The 20,844-nt window shown below is 65.7% G+C and carries 20 protein-coding genes; 6 read left to right on the top strand and 14 right to left on the bottom strand.

Going from position 1 to position 20,844, the window contains the following annotated elements; genetic code table 11:
- Genes JWS13_RS15130 through JWS13_RS15115 form a run of 4 tightly spaced genes read right to left on the bottom strand, consistent with a single transcriptional unit; the run spans position 1 to position 3,292 of the window.
- The gene (locus JWS13_RS15130) at positions 1 to 1,482 is read right to left on the bottom strand and encodes an OB-fold domain-containing protein (RefSeq protein ID WP_206006393.1); all 1,482 of its coding nucleotides are present in this window, start codon (positions 1,480 to 1,482) and stop codon (positions 1 to 3) included.
- The gene (locus JWS13_RS15125) at positions 1,479 to 1,934 is read right to left on the bottom strand and encodes a MaoC/PaaZ C-terminal domain-containing protein (protein ID WP_206006392.1); all 456 of its coding nucleotides are present in this window, start codon (positions 1,932 to 1,934) and stop codon (positions 1,479 to 1,481) included. The genes JWS13_RS15130 and JWS13_RS15125 overlap by 4 nt, the downstream gene beginning before the upstream one ends.
- A 3-nt stretch (positions 1,935 to 1,937) precedes the next feature.
- A complete protein-coding gene (locus tag JWS13_RS15120; protein ID WP_206011606.1) occupies positions 1,938 to 2,339 on the bottom strand; it encodes an FAS1-like dehydratase domain-containing protein in 402 nt (133 codons plus the stop codon).
- 29 nt (positions 2,340 to 2,368) lie between these two features.
- Positions 2,369 to 3,292 (bottom strand): SDR family oxidoreductase, encoded by a 924-nt coding sequence (locus JWS13_RS15115; RefSeq protein ID WP_206006391.1) that lies wholly within the window; start codon positions 3,290 to 3,292, stop codon positions 2,369 to 2,371.
- 169 nt (positions 3,293 to 3,461) lie between these two features.
- On the opposite strand from JWS13_RS15115, the gene JWS13_RS15110 reads away from it, so the two are divergent.
- Complete coding sequence (locus JWS13_RS15110) at positions 3,462 to 4,355, top strand: LysR family transcriptional regulator (protein ID WP_206006390.1); 894 nt, start codon at positions 3,462 to 3,464, stop codon at positions 4,353 to 4,355.
- On the opposite strand, the gene JWS13_RS15105 is transcribed toward JWS13_RS15110, so the two are convergent.
- Complete coding sequence (locus JWS13_RS15105; protein ID WP_206006389.1) at positions 4,342 to 5,124, bottom strand: enoyl-CoA hydratase/isomerase family protein; 783 nt, start codon at positions 5,122 to 5,124, stop codon at positions 4,342 to 4,344. The genes JWS13_RS15110 and JWS13_RS15105 overlap by 14 nt on opposite strands.
- Before the next feature lie 204 nt (positions 5,125 to 5,328).
- On the opposite strand from JWS13_RS15105, the gene JWS13_RS15100 reads away from it, so the two are divergent.
- Entirely contained in the window at positions 5,329 to 6,588 is a 1,260-nt protein-coding gene (locus JWS13_RS15100; RefSeq protein WP_206006388.1) for a TetR/AcrR family transcriptional regulator, read from the top strand.
- On the opposite strand, the gene JWS13_RS15095 is transcribed toward JWS13_RS15100, so the two are convergent.
- The 9 genes from JWS13_RS15095 to JWS13_RS15055 all read right to left on the bottom strand — a co-directional run bounded on the left by JWS13_RS15095 (position 6,563) and on the right by JWS13_RS15055 (position 17,013).
- Entirely contained in the window at positions 6,563 to 7,723 is a 1,161-nt protein-coding gene (locus JWS13_RS15095) for a CaiB/BaiF CoA transferase family protein (protein WP_206006387.1), read from the bottom strand. The genes JWS13_RS15100 and JWS13_RS15095 overlap by 26 nt on opposite strands.
- Position 7,724: 1 nt before the next feature.
- Entirely contained in the window at positions 7,725 to 8,117 is a 393-nt protein-coding gene (locus JWS13_RS15090; protein ID WP_374229639.1) for a thiolase C-terminal domain-containing protein, read from the bottom strand.
- Between the two features lie 50 nt (positions 8,118 to 8,167).
- Positions 8,168 to 9,067: an alpha/beta fold hydrolase gene (locus tag JWS13_RS15085; protein WP_206006386.1), complete on the bottom strand. Its 900-nt coding sequence runs from the start codon at positions 9,065 to 9,067 to the stop codon at positions 8,168 to 8,170.
- A complete protein-coding gene (locus JWS13_RS15080; protein WP_206006385.1) occupies positions 9,064 to 10,599 on the bottom strand; it encodes an acyl-CoA synthetase in 1,536 nt (511 codons plus the stop codon). The genes JWS13_RS15085 and JWS13_RS15080 overlap by 4 nt, the downstream gene beginning before the upstream one ends.
- Positions 10,600 to 10,786: 187 nt before the next feature.
- On the bottom strand, positions 10,787 to 12,133 hold the full coding sequence (locus tag JWS13_RS15075) for an MFS transporter (protein WP_241032203.1): 1,347 nt from the start codon (positions 12,131 to 12,133) through the stop codon (positions 10,787 to 10,789).
- A 288-nt stretch (positions 12,134 to 12,421) separates the two neighbouring features.
- Positions 12,422 to 13,372, bottom strand: coding sequence for a TauD/TfdA dioxygenase family protein (locus JWS13_RS15070; RefSeq protein WP_206006384.1), 951 nt, complete (start codon positions 13,370 to 13,372; stop codon positions 12,422 to 12,424).
- A 68-nt stretch (positions 13,373 to 13,440) separates the two neighbouring features.
- Complete coding sequence (locus tag JWS13_RS15065) at positions 13,441 to 14,571, bottom strand: NDMA-dependent alcohol dehydrogenase (RefSeq protein ID WP_206006383.1); 1,131 nt, start codon at positions 14,569 to 14,571, stop codon at positions 13,441 to 13,443.
- Between the two features lie 20 nt (positions 14,572 to 14,591).
- Positions 14,592 to 16,043 (bottom strand): aldehyde dehydrogenase, encoded by a 1,452-nt coding sequence (locus JWS13_RS15060; RefSeq protein ID WP_206006382.1) that lies wholly within the window; start codon positions 16,041 to 16,043, stop codon positions 14,592 to 14,594.
- 379 nt (positions 16,044 to 16,422) lie between these two features.
- Complete coding sequence (locus JWS13_RS15055) at positions 16,423 to 17,013, bottom strand: TetR/AcrR family transcriptional regulator (RefSeq protein WP_241032202.1); 591 nt, start codon at positions 17,011 to 17,013, stop codon at positions 16,423 to 16,425.
- Positions 17,014 to 17,058: 45 nt separating this feature from the next.
- Here JWS13_RS15055 and JWS13_RS15050 point away from each other — a divergent pair, with 45 nt between their 5' ends.
- The 4 genes from JWS13_RS15050 (at position 17,059) to JWS13_RS15035 (ending at position 20,641) form a co-directional block, all read left to right on the top strand.
- Positions 17,059 to 17,280 (top strand): hypothetical protein, encoded by a 222-nt coding sequence (locus tag JWS13_RS15050; RefSeq protein WP_206006381.1) that lies wholly within the window; start codon positions 17,059 to 17,061, stop codon positions 17,278 to 17,280.
- 7 nt (positions 17,281 to 17,287) lie between these two features.
- Complete coding sequence (locus JWS13_RS15045) at positions 17,288 to 17,509, top strand: hypothetical protein (protein ID WP_206006380.1); 222 nt, start codon at positions 17,288 to 17,290, stop codon at positions 17,507 to 17,509.
- Positions 17,510 to 18,394: 885 nt separating this feature from the next.
- Positions 18,395 to 19,921: a class I adenylate-forming enzyme family protein gene (locus JWS13_RS15040; protein WP_206006379.1), complete on the top strand. Its 1,527-nt coding sequence runs from the start codon at positions 18,395 to 18,397 to the stop codon at positions 19,919 to 19,921.
- 108 nt (positions 19,922 to 20,029) lie between these two features.
- Positions 20,030 to 20,641, top strand: a complete 612-nt coding sequence (locus tag JWS13_RS15035; protein WP_241032201.1) for a TetR/AcrR family transcriptional regulator — start codon at positions 20,030 to 20,032, stop codon at positions 20,639 to 20,641.
- Positions 20,642 to 20,844: the final 203 nt, after the last annotated feature.

The raw sequence follows: 20,844 nt of genomic DNA, 5'->3' as shown, positions 1-20,844 counted from the left end.
TCACGCCTCCTTGTCGGCGTCGGTGGCGCGGCCGACCGGGCGCGCCTTCCAGAAATAGTTGTGCACGCCGTCGCCGGTGGTGTACAGGCGGCGGAACGTCATCTCGACCTCGTCACCGATCTTCAGGGTCGAAGCGTCGGCGTCGGTCACCTCGCACATCAGTCGGCCACCACCGGCGAAGTTGACCGCAGCCCCGATGAGCGGTGGGCTCAGGGTGTAGGCGAGCAGATCGGCCTGATATGTCGCGATGGTGCCGCGCTCGTCGGCCACCCGCTCCCGGTCCATCTGATCGACGCTGTGGCAGTGACGGCACACCCGGATGGCCGGCATGTGCCGGGTGCCGCACGACCGGCAGCGGGACGCAGCGAGCCCGAACTTCCAGTCCGCGTTGCGGGCCGACGGTGGGGCCGCGGGACGGTCCGGGTCCGGTCGCCGCGGCGCTTCCCGCCTGAGGTAGCCGCGCCAGGTCAGGTAGCGCTGGTAGTCGACGGTGCGGCCGCCGGTTACCTGCTCGGAGACCGATTTCGCCGTGCGGTTCTCCCGGAATGCCGGCAGCGAGGCGGTGGCCTCGAACACGAGCGCATCGGCACCGTCCGCCAGGTTCACAATGAGGATGGTCTCCTCCGGCGCCGCCTCGTCGAGCGCGGTGGCGAGCAGGATGCCCGGCTGCGCGGTGCCGGTGGCACCGATGGTGTCGGACAGGTCGTCGACCAGCAGGAACGGAGCCTGCGGATCCACCGAGTGTGCGGCCGCCTCACGCGAGAGCGACTTGGCGAACGCCTTGACCGCGCGGCGGTGGAGACCCCCCACTGCGACCCGGTCGATGTCGGCCATCGTCAAACCGGCGGCCTTGAGTGCGCCGTCGACGGCTTCCTTCGCGAGTTCGAGGTACGCGCCCTCGGCGAACCGTTCTTCCCACAGCTTGCTGCTGGACTCGCCCGGAATCCGCCAACGGTCCAGGAACTCGGCGGAGGCGGAGCCGTGCCCGATCAGTGCGGCGACAACGTCGTCGCCGGTTCCGAACAGCAGCGCCGCGGCGCCGTCACCGCCCTCGCGCTCGTCCGCCGAACTCGGCATGCCGGTGCGGACGTCGGACAGCACGGCCAGGGTCGGGCGACCTGCGGCGCCGGCGTCGGCGGCGGCAACGATGGCGCCGACCCCCGAGCGTGAGGCGCCGACGAAGTCGTATGCCGACACCGACCGGTCGAGGCCGAGCGCGGCGTGCACGATTGCGGCGTTGGACTTGTCGGCGTATGCCGCTGTTGCGGTGGCGAATACGATTCCGCTCGCACGGCCGGCGCGGCCGAGGGCCGCTCGGCCGGCCTCTACACCCATCGACGTGGAGTCCTCGTCGTCGGCGGCCGCCGAGCGGGAACCGTGTCCGCCGCCGGAGCCGAGGGCTGCACCGATGTCCTTGCGCTGCAGGCGCCAGATCGGCAGATACACGCCGTACGCGGTGACCCCGATCGGTGGTGTCCTCATGTGTAACTCCTTACGATTTCGGCGGTTTCAGGGCCAGGAAGCCAGAATTCGGCGGATCCGTCGATGGCCACGCCGCCGGTCTGGCGGGTGCAGGTGAGCGTGATTTCGACGGTGCTGCCGCCGTCGCCCGCATGCACATCGGTGACCTCGCCGGTGCAGGTCAGCGTGTCGCCGGGCCACACCTGTTCCTTGAAGCGGGTGGTGAAGCGTCGCACGTTCTCGGCCCCGAGCCAGTTCGCGGCGAACGTGGCGAGCAGGCCGGCCTGGAACATGCCGATGGAGAAGATGCCGGCAAACCCGGCCGCCTTGGCGGCGGCTTCGTCGTGGTGCAGCGGGTTCATGTCGCCCGAGGCGCCGGCGTAGCGGACGATGTCCGTGATGGTCAGCGGGCCGAAGGTGTGTTCGGTCGCCTTGTCGCCCACGGTGACGGCACGAGTTTCGGTCGTCGTCATGGCTCAGGCCTCCTTGGGTGCGTGTGAGGTCTGCACGCCGGTCGAGCGCTGCTCGGCGACGAGGCGACCGGTCTTGTCGCGGAATTCGACGACCGTCTCGACGAAGGTGAGCGTGCCGCCGCGGCGGCCCTCCTTGGTGTAACGGTCGAGGATGCGCGCCTGTGCGGTGAGTTCGTCACCGGCACGGGGCGGCTCGCCGTGGAAGATGTATTCCTGCTCGGCGTGCAGCGTGCGCTTCGGGTCGAGGCCGTGTGCGCCTGCTTCCTTGGATTCGGCTGTTTGCCAGAAGAATCCGGCGGTTGTGAGGAACGTCGGTGGGATCACCGGGTTGGCGCCCTGGTACGCCTGGTTGTCCGACATGGTCGCCTTGGCGAACTCGCGGATCTTGCCCCGTTCCACCGGCATGTCGAAGATGGGCACGTTCTGCTCGCTCACTACTTGCCCATCTTGTCGGCGTGCTTGCCGGGGATGGCGTTCGACGGCCTGGACGGCATGTGCTTGGTCGCGGCGGCGAGTTCCTCGATGGTCCAGCGCGCGTCGCTGGTGACCTCGTCGACGACGGTCCAGCCCTGGTACAGGCCCACCTCGCCACCGAGCACGCGGAACGCGTGGCCGGTGAACTCGCAGTTCTCTGCTGCGAGCAGCGCAACCAGCGGCGAGATGTTCGCGGGGTGCCACTCGTCGAAGTCCTTGTCGATGGACTCGACCATCACCTGGCCGAGACCCGGAGTTGCCTCGGTGAGGCGGGTGCGGGCCACCGGCGCGATGCAGTTGGACCGCACGTGGTAGCGCTCGAGTTCCTTGGCGGCGATCTGGGTCATCGCGGCGATGCCGGCCTTGGCGGAGGCGTAGTTGACCTGGCCGGGGTTGCCGTGCAGGCCCGATCCCGACGAGGTGTTGATCAACGACCGGTCGATTTCCTTGCCGGCCTTGGCCTGGTCACGCCAGTAGGCGGCGGCGTGGCGGGTGACCGCGAAGGTGCCCTTGAGGTGTACGTCGACGACCGTGTCGAACTCTTCCTCGGTCATGTTGACCAGGGTGCGGTCGCGCAGGATGCCGGCGTTGTTCACGACGACGTGCAGGTCGCCGAACTCCTCGACGGCCGTGTCGATCAACCGCTTGGCGCTCGCCCAGTCGGTCACGCTGTCCCGGTTGGCGACGGCCTTTCCGCCCGCCGCGGTGATCTCGTCGACGACCGACTGTGCGGCCGAGATGTCCGAGCCATCGCCGATCGCGCTTCCGCCGAGATCGTTCACTACGACCGTCGCACCCTCCTTGGCGAAGAGCAGCGCGTGCTCCCGCCCGAGGCCCCGGCCACCTCCGGTGACGATTGCCACTCGGCCATCCAAAGTTCCCATTGTCCAATCCTTTCGAGTGTGCGAGGTCGTGTTGCAAGAGCGTGGCGAGAGACGGCCACCTGACGTCGAGTCGCTCTCGTCCCGAGAGACCTCGATCTCAATCCAATGTAAATGATCGTTAATTAGAAGAAAAGTGCCAATCTTCCTTGAGCGGTGTTAGGTTCTGGTTATGGATCGGCGACATCTCACGAACTTCATCACCGTGGCCGACGCGGGCAGCCTCTCGGAGGCCGCCCGGCGACTGCACCTGAGTCAGCCGTCCGTCTCCCAGACCATCAAGGACCTCGAACGCGACCTCGGCACCGTGCTCTTCGTGCGGGGCCGCCGCATGACTCTCACCCCCGCGGGCCGCGCGCTGGTCGGCCCCGCACGTCAGACGCTGCGCGCGTTCGACAACGCGCGTGCCGCCGTCGAGGCAGTCGAGTCCCTCGACTCCGGGCGCCTCGACATCGCCGTGGTCTCCGGATACGCGGTCGATCCACTGTCACGGCTGCTCGAACAGTTCCACACCCGACATCCCCGGGTGACGTTGCGCGTCATCGGCGCCGCTTTCGGCACCGAGGGGTTCGAAACGCTGCGACGCGGTGAAGCCGAATTGCTGCTCAGCGACCACCCCGGGCCCTATCCGCGGCATTCGGCGATCTCGGTGCCGACCGCGCGACTGATGGCGGTATTTGCGCCAGGCGTCGGCGATGTCGGCGCCGGACCTCGAATCTCCTTGGCAGAACTGCTGCGTCATCCCCTCATCAACGGTTTGTCTGCCGAGTCCGCCGCGCTGGGTCGCTTCGTGGCTTACCTTGCGCGAGAGGGCCTCCCGCTGCCGACCTCGGTGCTCGAAACCGACCACCGCGATCTGATCCAGCACCTGCTGTTGGCAGGCTTCGGGGCCGCCCTGCTGCCGGAACCGGAAGCTGATGCCGCGCGTGAGCTGGGTGCCGAGGTGCGCGAGCTGGATCTCCCCGAACTGCGCAAGGCCTTCCTCTATTACCGGGAGGACCCGCTGTCGCCAGCCGCGCGCGCGTTCGTCGAGCTCGTACCGAGCAGCGGTGCTAGCGGCCGGTGAACATGGGGGTCCGCTTCTCTTTCATGGCGGCGATCGCCTCACGTGCGTCTTCGCTGGTCGCGACCAGGCCCATATGCGACGAGATGAGGTCCAGGCTGGTGCGTAGATCGGTGTCGAGGCTGCGGTACACGGCGCGTTTGATCATCCGGATCGCGAGCGGCGGGCCGGCGGCCAGGCGCGCGGCGAAGGTCTGGGTCTCCTTCAGCAGCGACTCGTCGTCGACAACTCGAGCGACCAGGCCGATCCGCAACGCTTCGTCCGCGTCGACGAAGTCGCCGGTGAGCAGAAGTTCCAAAGCCTTTGCCGTTCCCACGATGCGCGGTAGGTAGTACGCACCCCCGTCACCGGGGACGAGGCCGAGCTTGACGTACCCTTCGCCCATCCGTGCGCTGCGGGCCATGAATCGGATGTCGCACATCAGCGCCATATCCATGCCCGCACCGACCGCGACACCGTTCACCGCCGCAATGGTCGGCTTGTCCATCGCCTCCATCGCGAAGGCGACGCGGTGGATACGGTTCGCGAGGGCCTCCTTGCCGGCCATCGCCCGGGAGGTCATGTCCGATATCGTGCTCAGATCACCGCCCGCGCAGAACGCATCGCCGGCGCCTGTGAGCACCAACGCCCCCACTGCCGGATCCCGATGCGCCTGCTGCACGTACTCGGCCCACATATCGACCATGTCCAGCGTGAATGCGTTCTTCGCCGTCGGTCGGTCGAGCGTGATGGTGGCGACACCGTCCTCGACGGCGTAGCGGATCCCGTCCATGAATTCTGCCCTTTCGAAATCGGAAGCAACGCCCTCCGGCGGTTCCCGGCGCCATTCGGACGCACGACCCGAGCGTATGACGCAGTATCACGAGAGTCAATGATCGTTAACTAGACTGCGCGAAAACTTAGCGAACACCCTGCAAAAGGTGTCGTCCTATACGATCGGATTCATGAAAGGTCGTTCACCACTGCGGAGGCGCCGATGAACTCCCGAAACGGGCAAGCCGGCCGTGCGCCAGGCAGCCGCCGCAAACGGTTGCCCGCGGCCGAGCGCCGGGTCGAGATCCTCACCCGCTCCGCTCGACTGTTCTATCAACGTGGCTACACCGGCGTCAGCGTCGACGACATCGGCGCCGACATCGGCATCAGCGGTCCGGCACTGTACCGCCACTTCGCTGGCAAGGAAGCGATCCTCCTCGCCATCGGTGTGGGTGTGCTAGACGACCTTGTGTCCATCGTCGACGCCACCCTCGCGGACGCCGCCGAACTGTCCGCGCGGCAGAGACTGGACCGGACGATCGGCCCGGTCGTCGAGTACTGCCTTGGACACCGAGCCGAACTCGCCGTCGCGCTGCGCCACGTGCGCAACCTCAACCCGGACCGGCGCGCCGAGATCACCCGCAGACGGGACGAACTCGGCGATCGCCTCGTACCGATCCTGCTCGACGTGCACCCGCAGCTCGGGATCGCCGACGCCGAACTCTACGTCCGGGCAAGCGCGGGTGGCGTGATCGGACTGGCGCGTGTCGGCCACCGCAACATTCCGCGTGCCCGGCTCGTCGAACTGGCGACCGGCCTCGTCTCGGCCGTCCTCTCGGTGTCGCTCGCGCCCGGGGCCGAAGGTCCGGTAGCCCACACGATTGGCTGGGTACGCTCGTCTCGCCGAGAGCAGATCCTGCACACGGCGATCGGTCTGTTCCGTGAGCGAGGCTTCCGCGGGGTGTCCATGGTGGACATCGCCGAGGCCGTCGGCGTCACCGCCGCCGCGCCGTACCGTCACTTCAAGAACAAGGAGGACATTCTCGCGACCGCCCTGCATCGCGCCGGTGAGCGCGTGACCCTCGGCATGGACGCCGCCCTCGCCGGCGCCGATTCCGCGGATTCCGCGATGAACCGGCTGCTCCGGTCCTACATCGACGTCATGCTGGAGATCCCGGATCTCATCGTGGTCGCGGCCGCGGAGCAGCATCACCTCGGACCGGACGCTCAGGCAGAACGCCAGCGCAAGCAACAGGTGTTCATCGAGGAGTGGACGCACTGCCTGACCACCACCCGACCCGACCTGTCGCCGAGCGACGGGGCGGCGATGGTATCGGCGATCGCCGGCATGTTGAACGAGGTGATGCTGTCCGAAACTCTCGCGGCCCGACCCGGCATCTCCGACGAACTCTTCCAACTCTGCCACGCCGCGCTGTATCCGACCGTCGACGACGAGGCTATCGGGGAGACCGTGGGGCAGTGAGGACGCTATCCACGAGCGGATCCGACCTCCCATCCTGCGAAATTCCGAACATCCGCAACGCCTCCGCGACCGAGCTCGGGTCCGCCGTCGGCGGCTCCGGAACGCCGGGCGGCGTCGCGTCGAATCGAGGCGCCGGCATCGGCTGCACGATGCCGTCGAGTGCTGCGAAGGTCCGTCGCGCCGAGACATGCGGATGCGCGGCGGCCTCCCTCATCGCCAGAACCGGCGTGGTGCAGGCCTCGGTGTCGGCGAAGACCGCCTCCCATTCCGTGCGAGGTCTGCTCGCGAACAGTCCAGCGATCCGCTCGCTCTGCTGCGGCCAGGCGTCCCGGTCGAACTGATCGGCGAACAACTCGTCACCGTCGAGCCCCAGGATCTGCAGGAATTCCCGGTAGAACTGGTCCTCCACACACCCGACCGCCATGTGCCGGTCGTCGGCACAACGGTAGGTGCGATAGAACGGCGCCGCCCCGTCGAGCATGTTCGAGCCACGCTCGTCGACCATGGACCCGTCCGCGTAATGACCGTATGCCATCGCCATCAGCAGTGACGCACCGTCCACCATCGCGGCGTCCACCACCTGGCCGGAGCCGGTCGCGGCCGCACTGACCAAGGCGCACGCGATCCCGTAGGCCAGCAGCATCCCACCACCGCCGAAATCGGCGACCAGGTTCAGCGGCGGCACCGGATCCCCACCCTTGGGCCCGATGGCGTGCAGTGCACCGGTCAAGGAGAGGTAGTTGATGTCGTGCCCCGGCGCCTGCGCCCAGGGTCCGTCCTGACCCCAGCCGGTCATCCGGCCGTAGACCAATTTCGGGTTGATGTCGTGAAGCTCCTTGGGCCCGAGCCCGAGTCGCTCCGCGACGCCCGGGCGGAAACCCTCCACCACGACGTCGCTGTGCTCGGCGAGCCGGCGCACCGCGGCGACACCCGAAGGGTCCTTCAGGTCGACCTCGACGGTGACCCGCCCGCGGTTGAGGATCGGGTTCCGGCTGCTCCATCCCGCACCACGAACGATCCGGATCACCGTGGCACCCATGTCTGCGAGCATCATCGACGCGAACGGCCCCGGCCCGATACCGCCGAGCTCGAGCACCCGCACACCCGCCAGGGGGCCTGCTTTTCTCGCCGCCATGTCAGACCTTCTCCGTGCCGACGATGGACATGAACGAGACGCACTCGCCCGGGAATCCGCCCAGGTTGTGGCCCGAGGCGTCGATCGGATGGCCGAAGCTCACGAGTCCGCCGTCCGGGTTCACCGGCAGCTCGCCGTTGCGGTCGAAGAGGCCGTTCTGGACGTCCTTCCAGCCCTCACCGCGTTCGGAGAATCCGAGGTCCTCCATCAGGACCAGTTCGGTCGGCGTGAAGCAGACATCGGCACAGAACACGTCCTGACCGAGCCGGAGAGCCGCCGCGATTGCGGTGGCGTCGGTCCTGTCCTGATGGGCCGTCTTCGTCGTGGCGAACAGCACGTTCGCCGGTCGCGGTGCGGCCCCCGCCGACGCGACAATTCGGTGTGTGGGACCCATTTCTGTTGCTCCTCGAGAGACTGGATGAAAGTTCCGTGGTCCCTGCACGTTCAGTTGGTGCTCCACCAAGTGACGAGCGCAGACAATGCGCTCACGAGCGCGAGCGGGCGCTCGAGCATCAGGCTGTGGCCGCAGTCCGGGATGTCGAACGCCACTGCGCGGGGACCGAGCCGCTCGACCAGTCGGCGGCACATCGCCGCGTCGAGTGAGCCGTGCTCGGCACGGACAACGGCCACCGGACACGACGTGGGAAGCACCTCGTCGATCAGCATCGGCGTGCACTCGAAGATCTTGGGATCGAAATGCCAGCTGTAGCCGTTCTCTCTGCGTCGCACCGATTCTCGCCCCACGTATCGTTCGAGGTGGGGCGCGATCGGGCGCGACTGCGGCAGCGCCGTGAAGCGGTCGGCGAGTTCGTCTGCGCTGGCGTGGATCCGGTGCGGACGGCGTGCCCGCTCACGCAGCGGCAAGGTTTGGGCGTGACTGTCCTTCACCGGCGAATCCACCACGACGACGCCGCCGAGTTCCGCCCCGTGGCAGGCGGCGGCGTCGAGCACAACAAATCCACCGAGGCTGTGCCCGATCACGATCGGACGCGGCCCGGACGCCTGCGCCACCGCCATCACCTCGGCGACCCACTGAGCGCGACTGTAGGAGTCGCGGTGATCACTGTCACCGTGCCCGCTCAGGTCGAGTGCGAACACTCGTCGGTTCGTCGCCAGCCACGGAGCCAGATGATCCCACCAACGCGAGTGCGCCGCGCTCCCGTGCACGAGGACCACGGCGCGATCGCCGTCCTCACCCCAGACGCGGTACGCGATCCTGGCACCGTCGACGACGATCTCGCCTTTGCCGGGAGGCACCGCGGTCACTCGGTCGAACCACGTCCGGTCGGGGTCCGCGCACTCCGATTCGACAGCAGGCCCGTCGCACGCCGAGGACGCCGTCACGAGACGTACTCGTCGCGAAGCTTGCGCTTGAGAATCTTGCCGACCGGCGACAGCGGCATTGCATCGACAATGCTCACCGTGCGCGGTGCCTTGTAGCGGGCGATGCGCTCGCCGACGAAATCGCGCAGATCTTCGGCCGTCAGTGTGTGCCGCGGTTCGAGGACGACGACGCAATGCACCCGCTCGCCCCAGACCTCGTCGGGAACTCCGATCACAGCACAGCTCGCGACGGCGGGATGTGTGTGAACGACCTTCTCGACCTCGGCCGAGTAGACGTTCTCACCACCACTGACGATCATGTCTTTGAGCCTGTCGACCAAGAAGAGATAGCCGTGGTCGTCCATGTAGCCGGCGTCGCCGGTGTGCATCCAGCCACCGCGCAGGGCCCGGGCGGATTCCTCCGGGAGGTTGAGATAGCCGAGCATCATGTGCTTGCCACGGACCACGACCTCCCCGACGGTGCCGCGCGGCACCTCCACGTCGCCGGGATCGACGATCCGGACCTCCGCGTGGGCGGCGGCGCGGCCGACCGAGCGCAGCCGCTCGGGATGATCGCGGTCGTAGTGATCAGCATTGGTGAGAATCGTTGCCGCCGGCGCCAGCTCGGTCATGCCGTAGACCTGACGCAGACGGATTCCCGGAATTTCATCGATCAACTTGCGCACCAACGGTTCCGGCATCGGGGCAGTGCCGTAGCTCATGCACTGCAGACTGGACAGGTCGGTCCCGTGCTCGGCCGCGTAGTCGAGCAGCCACTGCAGCATCGTCGGCACCAGAGTCGTCATCGTCACGCGCCTGGTCGAAATCACCTCGGCCAGTGCCTCGACGGTGAAGTCGCCGATCAAGACGTGCGTCGAACCGATCATGATGTGCTGAAGCGCTCCGCAGTAGGCTGCGAGGTGGAAAAAGGGCGCGACGTGCAGGACGCGCTGCGCCTGGTTGTCCAGGCTCGCCGTGATCGTGGCGCCCATCGCCGAGACCATCACCTGGCCGGAGGTGAGCATCACGCCCTTGGACCGGCCCGTGGTGCCACCGGTGTACATCAGCAGGGCGAGCTCGTCGGGGTCGACGAAGCTGTCCTCGATGGGTTCCGCGTCCGCGATCATCCGCTCATAGTCGACGGCGGACCCGTCGGTATCGTCACCGTCGATGCACACCAGGGTGTGCAACTCCGCTCGGCGCGTCCGTAGTTCCTTCGCGGTCTCGAGTCGGGGCTTGTCCACGACGAGAATGCCGATGCCGGCGTCCTCGATCTGGAAGGCCATCTCGTCGAGGCTCCATCGGTTGTTCACCGGGGAGGAGATGACGCCCAGCCACGCACACGCGAGTATGTACTCGATGTACTCCACCCGGTTGGTGGCGAGGATGCCGACCCGGTCACCGGGCCGGGCGCCGAGAGACTGCAATCCACCGGCCAGTCGCGCGACGCGTGCACGTAATTCCCGGAAGGTGACCTCGCGGTCTCCGTCGATCACGGCGGCGCGGTCGGGGTTCTGCTGAACCGACCGGTGCAGGCCTTGGGTGAAGTACATGTCGAACCAACCTCTTGTGCCTCAGTAGAGTGCGACTTGTGTCTACACTCGTTCACTTGAACCATTTCTGAATTTGTGGACAGTCGTCCGCGTGACGGGCCACGTTGCGAATTTCAGTGGGGATACGTCGCGGCATTGCTCACGTCACACCGTATCCCCACTGTCCATCACAGTCAATGGTCGTTAACTAATCGATCGAGCGAGCCGCAAGGGAACCGACATCGCCCTGCGCAACCCGCCCGGGGCGATCACGCACCGGATCGATCAGCAGACCGCCCAGGACACCGCCGACGATCACGACAAGGCCGAGAAGCCCGAACCCGCTCCGGTAGCCGGCCATGGGGGTCTCCGCACCACCGACGATCGCACCCAGCACCAGAGGCGCGAACACACCCGCCATGCTGTAGAACGCGACGAGAGCACCCATCACCGAACCACGCTGACTCTGCGGCACCACATCGGAGACCGCCGACATCGCCACACCGGCCGACGCACTCGCCAGCGAGGCTCCCACGACGATCAGGAGCAGATTCGGCAGGCCACGGCCCAGCTGGGCGAAGACGAGCGTGCTGACACCGGCAGCAACGACGAGCGATGCCGGGAACACGCCACGCGAGAGGCGGTACTGCACACCACGCTTGGTCATGACCCGGGACACCCACCCCGTGACGAGTACCATGACGGCGACGGCGAGATACGTCAGGGCCACGAAGCGTCCGGCGCTCGCCGCGTCGTAGCCGAGTCCTTGCCGGAAGTACACGGGCAGCCAGCTCAGTTTGATTGCGGCCGACGAGTACATCGCGAACATCAGGACAGCGACTCCGATCAGGGTGCGGTTGGTGAGCAGCTTCATTGCCGGGATCCGCTCCTCCGACCCCGCAGCGATCCGGGCCACCGGCTCGGAGTCCGCGTCACCCCAACGGCCGAACGCCATCCACAGCGGAAGCCAGAGCGCGCCTACAAGAACGAGGGCACCGAAGGCAGCGTGCCAGCTGTGGTTGACGATCACCGTGGTCAGCAACGGCGCCGCGAGCAGTGGGCCGATGCCCGCGCCGGCGGTGACGATGGACGTCGGAATGGTGCGCTTGTCGGCTGTGAACCAGGAGTGCACCACCGCGAGCGCCATCGCAGTGGCCGGGCCCTCCGCCAACCCGAGCATCATCCGGGACGCGATCAGCACCGCGAAACTCTCGCTCCACAGCATCGGGAGCATCGCCAGCGCCCACAGGGCGGCCGTTCCGGACAGCAACCACTTGGCGGGAACTCGCCCGATGAGCAGGCCACCACCGATCGAGCCGATTGCGAACAGCCAGTAGAAGCTGCTCTGCACGAGTCCGAACTGAGCGGGGGTGATGTCGAGGTCGCGCATCAGCTCGACGCCGGCCAGGCCGACCACGACCTTGTCCGCGAAGTTGACGAGAATGAAGACGGTGACGAGACCGACGATCAACCAGGCACGCGACGGTCGAGCGCCGGCCCGGCCGGGTTCTGATTCGACGGGATTCGTCGACATGGTGTCGAAATGCGAAGACATTCGGTGCCCTCCAGGAGTTGCGCACCCGTCCGGGTGCTGAGTATGGCAAGTTGAGACGTTGTCGCCGAGGGACGCGTCACCCCGGCCGGCAGCAACACTGTGGTCCGGATCACTGCCCGTTCAGTTGACCAATAAATGACGATAAAAGCAACCCACGCAACGCAATTGATTCCACTCGGGGGTCAGCCCGACGAATCGTGTGAACGCCGTCCGCACTTTTGTCGGAGAAACGACGACGCCCGCCCCGATCGAATCAGGCGGGCGTCGCGGTCCTCCGCGGGCGGTGGGTCACACACCGATCCCGACGGGCCGATCACCGACAATCGAAATACGTTCCATCATGCGCTGGTTGGGGTGATAGTCGCTCGATGCGTAGTGTTGGCAGGCCCGGTTGTCCCAGAAGGCGATGGTGTTCTTGCGCCACCGCAGCCGGACCTGGAACTCCGGACGCATGACGTGCCGGTACAGCAGGCGCAGCAGCTCGTCGGATCGCTGCGTCGACATGCCGAGGATGCGTTGCGTGAAACTGACGTTGACGAAGAGCGCCCGTCGGCCCGTCTCGGGGATGACCCGGACCACCGGGTGCTCGATCGCCGGAAACTCCGGACGCAGCTTGGCCACGACGTCGGGATCCATCAGGCGACCGAAGCTGTTGATCCAATCGTGTTCGGCCGTAGAGTTGTCGATCTCATCCTTGATGTCCTGCGGCAGCAGATCGTAGGCGGCACCGGTGTCCGCCCACAGCGTGTCACCCCCTACGGCCGGGATCTCCACGGCACGCAGGACCGCGGCGAATGACGGGTACTCGTGCCACGTCACATCGTTGTGCCAATTGTTCTCGTAGCCCGCCGTGGTCGCGTTCTTCGCGAAGGTCGCCACATCGACGTCGGATTGCCCCGGCATCATGTGCTTGAAGAAGGGGTGCTGCTCGAGCTCACCCCACCGTGCCGCGAAGGCGCGGTGGTCATCACGACTGATGTCCTGATCCCGGAAGAACAGCACTTTCCAGTCAGTCAGCGCACGTCGGATCTCCGCCATGGTCTCGTCGTCGAGAGAACCGGAGAGCCGAACTCCCGCGATGTCCGCGCCGATCGTGGGCGCGACCGGTTCGACGGTGATTCGCGAATAACCGGATGTGTCGGCCGGTGGGCGGGCGACCAGCGGCCCGGAAGCCTTGAGCGGGTCGGCACCGGTCCGAACCATCCGGAGGGTATCGAGAGAACTGGTGACAGCGGTCATGGATTGACTCCTTTGACGGGATTCAGAGTGATGGACCAGCAGTGAACTCGGCCGAGTACGAGCGCCGCTCAGTAGTCGGCCTCGGTGTACTCGATGATGCCGCGGATATTGCGGCCCTCGAGCATGTCGGCATAGCCCTCGTTGATCTGGTCGTGCCGGTAGGTTCGAGTGACCAGATCGTCGAGATTGAGAATGCCGCTACGATACAGGTTGAGCAGTGTAGGGATCTGCGACCGTGGGCTCGCTCCACCGAAAATCGCACCTTGCAAACGCTTTTCGTAGAGAGTGAACATCGTCGAGTTGAACGGAACCCCCTCGGCCATCGTGGCCATGCCGGCGAGCGCGGTGACCACTACGGTTCCACCCTTGCCGGTGAGATCAAGTGCCTGCTGAATCATCTCCGGCTCGATCACGCCCGGGGTCAGGATCGTGACGTCCGACATGACGCCCCAGGTCAGATCCGGCAACTGGACGGCGGCCTCCTCAATCGACGCGAACGCATGCGTGGCACCGAACTTCAGAGCCTGCTCCCGCTTGAACTCGACCGGATCGACTGCGACGACGAACCGTGCGCCGGCATGGGAGGCTCCCTGTACGGCGTTGATGCCGATACCCCCCACACCGATCACGACGACGTTGTCGCCGGGCTGCACACCGCCGGCCGAAACCGCCGAGCCCCAGCCGGTGCACACTCCACAGCCGAGCAGCGCCGCGCGGTTCAGCGGGATGTCGTTCTCGATCTTGATCACACTCGAGTGATGGGTGGTCACGTACGGCGCGAAAGTCCCGAGGCCCGACACGCGGTTGAGCGGGTTCCCTCCGAGGTGCGCCCTGTAGGTGCCGTCGACGGACAGTCCGGTGGAGTTGTCGGCGCCGCGGTCGCACAGGTTCTGCCGTCCGCGTGCGCACATCCGGCAGGTTCCGCAGGCAGGCAGGAAGGCGAGCACGACATGGTCGCCCTCGGCGAGCCCCTCGACGCCGACACCCACCTTCGTCACGACACCGGCGCCCTCGTGCCCGGCCAGCAACGGGAAGAAGGCGGGCGGCAGGTCGCCGGTCCGGAAGTGATGGTCGGAGTGGCAGAGCCCGCTGGCTGCCAGCCGGACCTGCACCTCACCGGCCACCGGGCCGCCGAGCTCGAACTCCTCGAGCGTCCATTCCCGCCCGACTCCATGCAGGATTGCGCCACTGATTTTCATGATATGTCCTGTCTCCCTGTCTATCCGGCGATCGAAATGGACTTGGCCTCCAGAAACGAACGGAGCCCTTCCTCGCCGAGCTCGCGGCCGATGCCCGAGTTCTTGAATCCACCGAACGGTGCGGTCGGCTCGGTGGCGAATCCGTTGACCGTCAACGTGCCGGTGCGGATCCGGCGTGCCACCTCGATGCCGTGCGCGGAGTTCGCGGTAAAGACCGCGCCGGAGAGGCCGTAGTCGGAGTCATTGGCGATTCGGATGGCGTCCTCTTCGTCGTCGTACGGAATCAGGCAGACGACCGGGCCGAAGATCTCCTCCTGCGCGATCCGCATCGAGTTGTCCACGTCGCCGAAGACCGTCGGCCTGACGTAGCAACCTTGCTCGAGCCCCTCCGGGACACCGCCCCCGGTGAGCAGCGTGGCGCCCTCCTCCCGGCCGATCCGGATGTAATCGAGGACACGCTGCTGCTGACGACGCGACACCAAGGGCCCCACCTGGGTCTTCGGGTCCTCTGGATCCCCGACGACCGCCGCCTTCGCTGCTTCGGTCAACCGGCGAGCGATCTCGTCGTAGCGTGATCGCGGTGCGAGCACGCGGGTAAGCGCCACACAGGCCTGGCCGTTGTTCAGCGCCCACGACGCGGCACCGATCGTGCTCACCGCATGGTCGAGGTCAGCGTCATCCAGGATGATGGCCGCCGACTTGCCACCGAGCTCGAGGGTGACCCGGGTGAGGTTCGCCGCGGCGACCTCCATAATTCGCTTTCCCGCACCGACCGACCCGGTGAACGACACCTTGTCGATTCCAGGATGCGCCACCAGATACTCGCTGACCTCGCGGTCGGCCGGCAGCACACTCAGCACGCCCTCGGGCAGGCCCACCTCCTCGGCGATCTCAGCGAGGATGTAGGCATCCAAGGGTGTCTCGGGAGACGGCTTGAGCACGACGGCACACCCCGCAGCGAGTGCGGGCGCCAGCTTGTTCATGGAGACGAACGCCGGCGCGTTCCACGGAACGACCGCGGCGACGACACCGACCGGTTCGTATCGGACGATGACCTCGTTGCGGAGCCCGGCGCGACGCACTTCGAACGCAAACGCCCGTGCGGTCTGCACGGCCAGTCCGCACACCGTTGCCGGCGCACCGGCCTGTGAGGCCAACGCCCACGTAATCGCCGAACCGTTCTCACTGGAAATCACCGCTGCCAGCTGCGGGATTCGAGTCTGAAGGGCGGCAGCGAACCGCTCGAGCACCACGAGACGCTCCTCGAGCGGCAGCCGCGGCCAAGGCCCGGAATCGAATGCTCTGCGCGCCAACGTGACCGAACGGTCGACGTCCTCACGGGACGCATGCGGCACCCGCCCGACGATCTCACCCGACGACGGACTGACGACCTCGATCACATCGTTGCCCGACGGGGCCTCCCAGCGCCCACCGATGAACAGTTCCTTGTGTTCGACGAATTCCCGGACCATGTCTCCCTCTCGTATCTTGTCGGAATATCAATGATCGTTAACTTAAATGAACATGAGAGTAGAGACGGCTCCACTTGTGCTTATTAGTACAGATATTGGTCCAAAGCGGCTCGATCGTCGCCAGACCTGCGACGCCACGAAAGTCAATGATCGCTAACTAACGTCGATACTACCTAGCCGTTGTCAATTCGCAAGACCCAATTTGCAATACCCTCTGTGGATTCCAATCGTCATATGCGGCAGCGGTTGCCAAGCGCGGTCGAGCCCACGGGGCCCACCGTTCGAGGTCAGCCTCACTCTCCCAGTAGCAGATCGGAGACGTCGTTCCCTGCGTCTCGTGATGCTCTCGAACCGTTCTCGACCCGCAGTGCGTGCCGCCCTACTCCCGTGGTCCCGTCAACACGGCGACGCATGAGTCGACAAGGGTATCGACGACGCGATCTGACATCTCACCCGAACCTTCATATCGGGCCAACGCGAAACTGGCGAGAATCACGACGTGCTCAACTTTCGCGCGGCCCACAGGACCTCCGCCAGCGGCGATTTCCAACCTTTTGATGACGTCGTTAACGCTTCCAGCATTTACGTGGTTTCGGGCAATTTCCGCGAGTGAGGGGTCTGCAACGACCTGCGCTAGAAAACGCGCATATCTGCTGCCCGGTCTGCCGACTGTGTTGTCGGCCAATGGTCGCACGAGAGCGTCGGTCAATTGTCTTACAGCTGGTTCACTCTCGGCCGTATCGAGTTTGTCGAGCAACTCTCGACGCGCACGATCGACCGGGCCCATTCGATCCTCGAGGATGGCGCTGATCAGTCCTTCGCGAGACCCGAAGTGATATTGCGCTGCGGTTCTGTTGGCTTGGCCCGCCGCTTCCTGGACCTTTCGTAGGGTCATTGCCGGCATTCCCCGCTCGGCGACGATGCGCTCGGCAGCATCGATCATCAGCTGTCTCGCGGTGGCGTGCGTCACACAAGGCAGATTAGTGCGGTCGCATTAACCTGTCAACGGTCCGCGGTGACTAACCCAGAAAGCTGGAGTCTCGGCTACGCCACCATCTACGACCGGCACCCGCGGCAACCCGGAACGGACCCGGGCTCGAAGGGCAGCGACACCATTTGGATCGACGGTGTCCTCTACCCGACCAGCCTTCCGGAAGGGCTGCACGACACCGAGCCGATCGACGCCAAGATGGACGTTGGGGTTCACCACTTCGTTGAACGACTCGGACTACCCTGACATGCGGATGCCGTTCCAGCGCGGCACCCTCGCGTGGGAGGCGTCCTATCACCGCAGGGTCGGCATCGAGAGCCTGTGCGCCGACCTCAAGCGCAACCGCCTCGATGTGCACCGCGGGTACTTCCGCGGCTTCGGACAACCCGAGCGCCGACCCCGCCGGCGGCGTCGCAGCACCCACTCCGCCACGCGCCACGCAACATCCCTGGCCGCCACGGGACCGGGCAGATAGCGATCCCGCCCCGGCACCGGAATCCACGGATCCCGGTAGCCGACCTCGCCTGTCCGCCGAAAATGACCCAATCTCAGGCACGGGTTCTCCAAATTTGCTGCTCTCGCAGCGTCGAACGTCTCGCACATTGACAGGAGATCCGCTGGAAACGGGCGTCACAGCGTTGAATGCGCCGATATCAGGATCCGAATCCGATCCCGGGCCCAATAGGTGAACCCAACAGGCGCTATTGGGTGAACACCCCGTGTGAGGGGCGTTTACCTATTGCGAGCGATGATGTGGGCAGTGGTCGTTCGACGAACTGACTGACCGGTAATCACGCGTAACAGGGACCTCTAATCACACCTGATTCCGCTTGCTGTGGGCGAGGGCGCGCACTACGGGCGAGGGGCGTGGACTGGCTAACCGCAGTGTCCGCACCAGAGAACAGCACACTTCCGGTACGGGGCCTACGGGCCTGCCGGACGACGGGGTTGGTGCTGTAGAAACCATTTACGCAGCGTCTCGTGAAGACGTGCAGATCAGCGCAGTTTTTGCGTTGCTGCGACTTCGACGGCTCCCTTGTGGTGGGAAACGGCCAGTCGGCCCGTGACCCGCCTCTGGGGCCGTCGGTCGGAGTCGGTGAGACTCGGGCCGGTGGTGCGTTAGTCGTCGTCGGTGGGCCTGTGTCCTCGCCTGATGGGTTCGGTCCGGCGGGCGTACTCCTCCTCGGTCAGCTCGGCGAGGCCGGGAACGACTGGTCCTGCCCAGCCACTGGGGATCATATATGCCGAATACGGTGCGCAGGGGTGTGGTCCCAAGTTCTCTACACGGGCACTAGCGAACGTACGTACGTTTGCCGTAGTGTTGGGGGCCACAGCAACACCTGTACGGCTAAGGAGAATGATGTTTACTCTCGTCGACGCTATTCGTCGCAACGAGCGGCTGGTGCCTGGGCGTGAAGCGATCTTCGACGGGACGCGACGGCTTACCCATGGAGAACTCGCCGACCGAGCGTGGCGGATCGCCGCGGGCCTGCGGACGCAGGGCGTCCAGCCAGGTGACACCGTCGGTGTCCTGGCCGGCAACACCGCCTTCAGTATCGAGACCTTCCTGGGAATCGTCGCTGCCGGCGCCGCCTTCGTCCCATACAACTGGCGATGGGCGACCGAAGAGCTCGCTCACGGCATCAACGAGACCGGCGCCCGCGTCGTGCTCGTCGGTGACGGCTTCGACGGCGCCATCGCGGAGGCGTTGGCCGGCGGTGGTCTGAATGCGCCCGTCACCGTCGTGCACGAGGGCGACGAGTTCGACCACCTGCTGCGGTCGGAACCGATCAGGGAAGTTCAGGTCGGAGCGTCGGACGCGGCCTGCATCTTGTTCACCGGCGGAACCACGGGGTTCTCCAAGGGAGTCGTGCTCTCGCACTCGGCGATCCTGACCAATGCCGTCAACGAAATCGCCGACTGCCGCATCGGCGGCCGCCCCAACGATCGCGGCCTTGTCGTCACACCGCTCTTCCACTCCGCCGCTCTCCTGTGCTGGTTCCTGCCCCTCTATGTCACGGGGAACAGTTCGGTGCTCGTCCACAAGTTTGTGGAAGAGGAGATCGCGGATCTCGTCGGGCGCGAGTCGATCACCAACATGTTCCTCGTGCCCAACATGATCCGGCGCATGCTCAAGTCGGGCACGTTCGATACCGACGGGTTCCGCAACAATTTCAAGGCACTGCACACCGGTGCCGGGTTGCTCCGCATGCCGGACAAACTGGCAGTGTCAGCGCTGATCCCGGATGTCGACCTGTACTTCCGCTACGGCCTCACCGAAGCCGGGCCGATGGTCACCCGATTGCTCCCGCAGGACATGCTCCGGCCGGAAATCGACGGCTCGATCGGCACCGAATACCTCCTCACCGAGGTCGAGCTGCGTGACCTCTACGACGGAACGCCCACGGCCGTGGGGGAGATCGGGGAGATCTGTGTTCGTGGCCCCAACCTGATGACTGGATACTTCGGTCGCCCGGAGGCCACCAAGGAAGTCCTGGAGGGCGGCTGGCTGCGTACCGGTGACCTCGCTGTCCGCGATGAGAACGGGTACCTGTATTTCCGTGACCGGGCCAAGGACATGATCAAGACCGGTGGCGAGAACGTGTACAGCTCGGAGATCGAGCAACTGCTCCACACGCACCCAGCTGTCATGGAAGCCGCTGTTCTCGGCGTTCCGAGTGAGGAGTGGGACGAGGAGGTGCGGGCGGTGATCGCCGTGCGGCCTGGTCAGACTGTCACCGAGACAGAGATCGCGACGTTCCTGCGCAAACACTTGGCCGGATACAAGGTTCCCAAGATGATCGCGCTCGTGGGCCCGAACGCCCTGCCGATGAATCCCAGCGGCAAGATTGTCAAGACCAACATCCGGGCAACGATGGGCTGGTAACAACCGCGTTACCAATCGGTGAGAACAACTATCGACTAACGTACGATTGTTCCTGAGACCGCTTGCCGGCCCCTGCGGGGACCGACCAATTTACCTCGGAGGGGCACAGTGACTCGAGCAGCTCGGGTGACACGCGGCGGCGCGCGCACCAACGTCGCCATTCGGGAGGCCGCGGCCAGCCTGTTCTACGAACATGGCTACGAGGCCACGTCGCTACGCACTGTTGCGAGCGAGGTCGGCATCCAGGTCGGCAGCCTCTACAACCACATCAGTGGTAAGGAAGAGTTGCTGACCGACATCATGGTGTCGGTCATGGACGAACTGCTCGACGCGGTGAACCAGGCGCTCGTCGGTGTCGACGGGAGTGCGCTGGACCGGTTCAAGGCGGCGGTCGACTGCCACATCCGCTATCACGCGGAGCATGCGCGGGAGACGTTCATCGGCAATACCGAACTCCGGGCCCTGAGCGACGGAGACCTGGAGCTGGTCCTCGCCAAGCGTGCCGAGTACGAGCGTCTGCTGCAGAAACTCATCAAGGATGTGGCCAAGGAGACCGGCGCGGACATCCTCGATGCCAAACTGCAGACGTACTCGATACTGGCTCAGGGTGCACATGTGTCCTCCTGGTACAAGCCCGGCGGGCCCAAGTCGCTCGACAAGGTCGTCAACACCTACATCAAGATGGCGCTGCGACAGCTCGGCGTCGAGAGCGACAGTTGACCTGACCCGTATCCCCGGCCTCCATCGTGTGGGTCTCCGGCGGGCTGGGGGTACGGCGACGACATGAACTTGTGGCCGATAGGTCGCGCCGGGCATCGACCACCGCACCGCCGTCGGATGGCGCCGCGTGCCGTCGAGTGCAGGGCGATCGGCAAGGCGGTGGCGGCCCCTTCGTCGGCTGTCATCAGAACCATCTGACCGTG

Source organism: Rhodococcus pseudokoreensis, assembly GCF_017068395.1.
Classification (GTDB): domain Bacteria; phylum Actinomycetota; class Actinomycetes; order Mycobacteriales; family Mycobacteriaceae; genus Rhodococcus_F; species Rhodococcus_F pseudokoreensis.
This window is presented reverse-complemented; position numbering and strand designations above follow the sequence as displayed.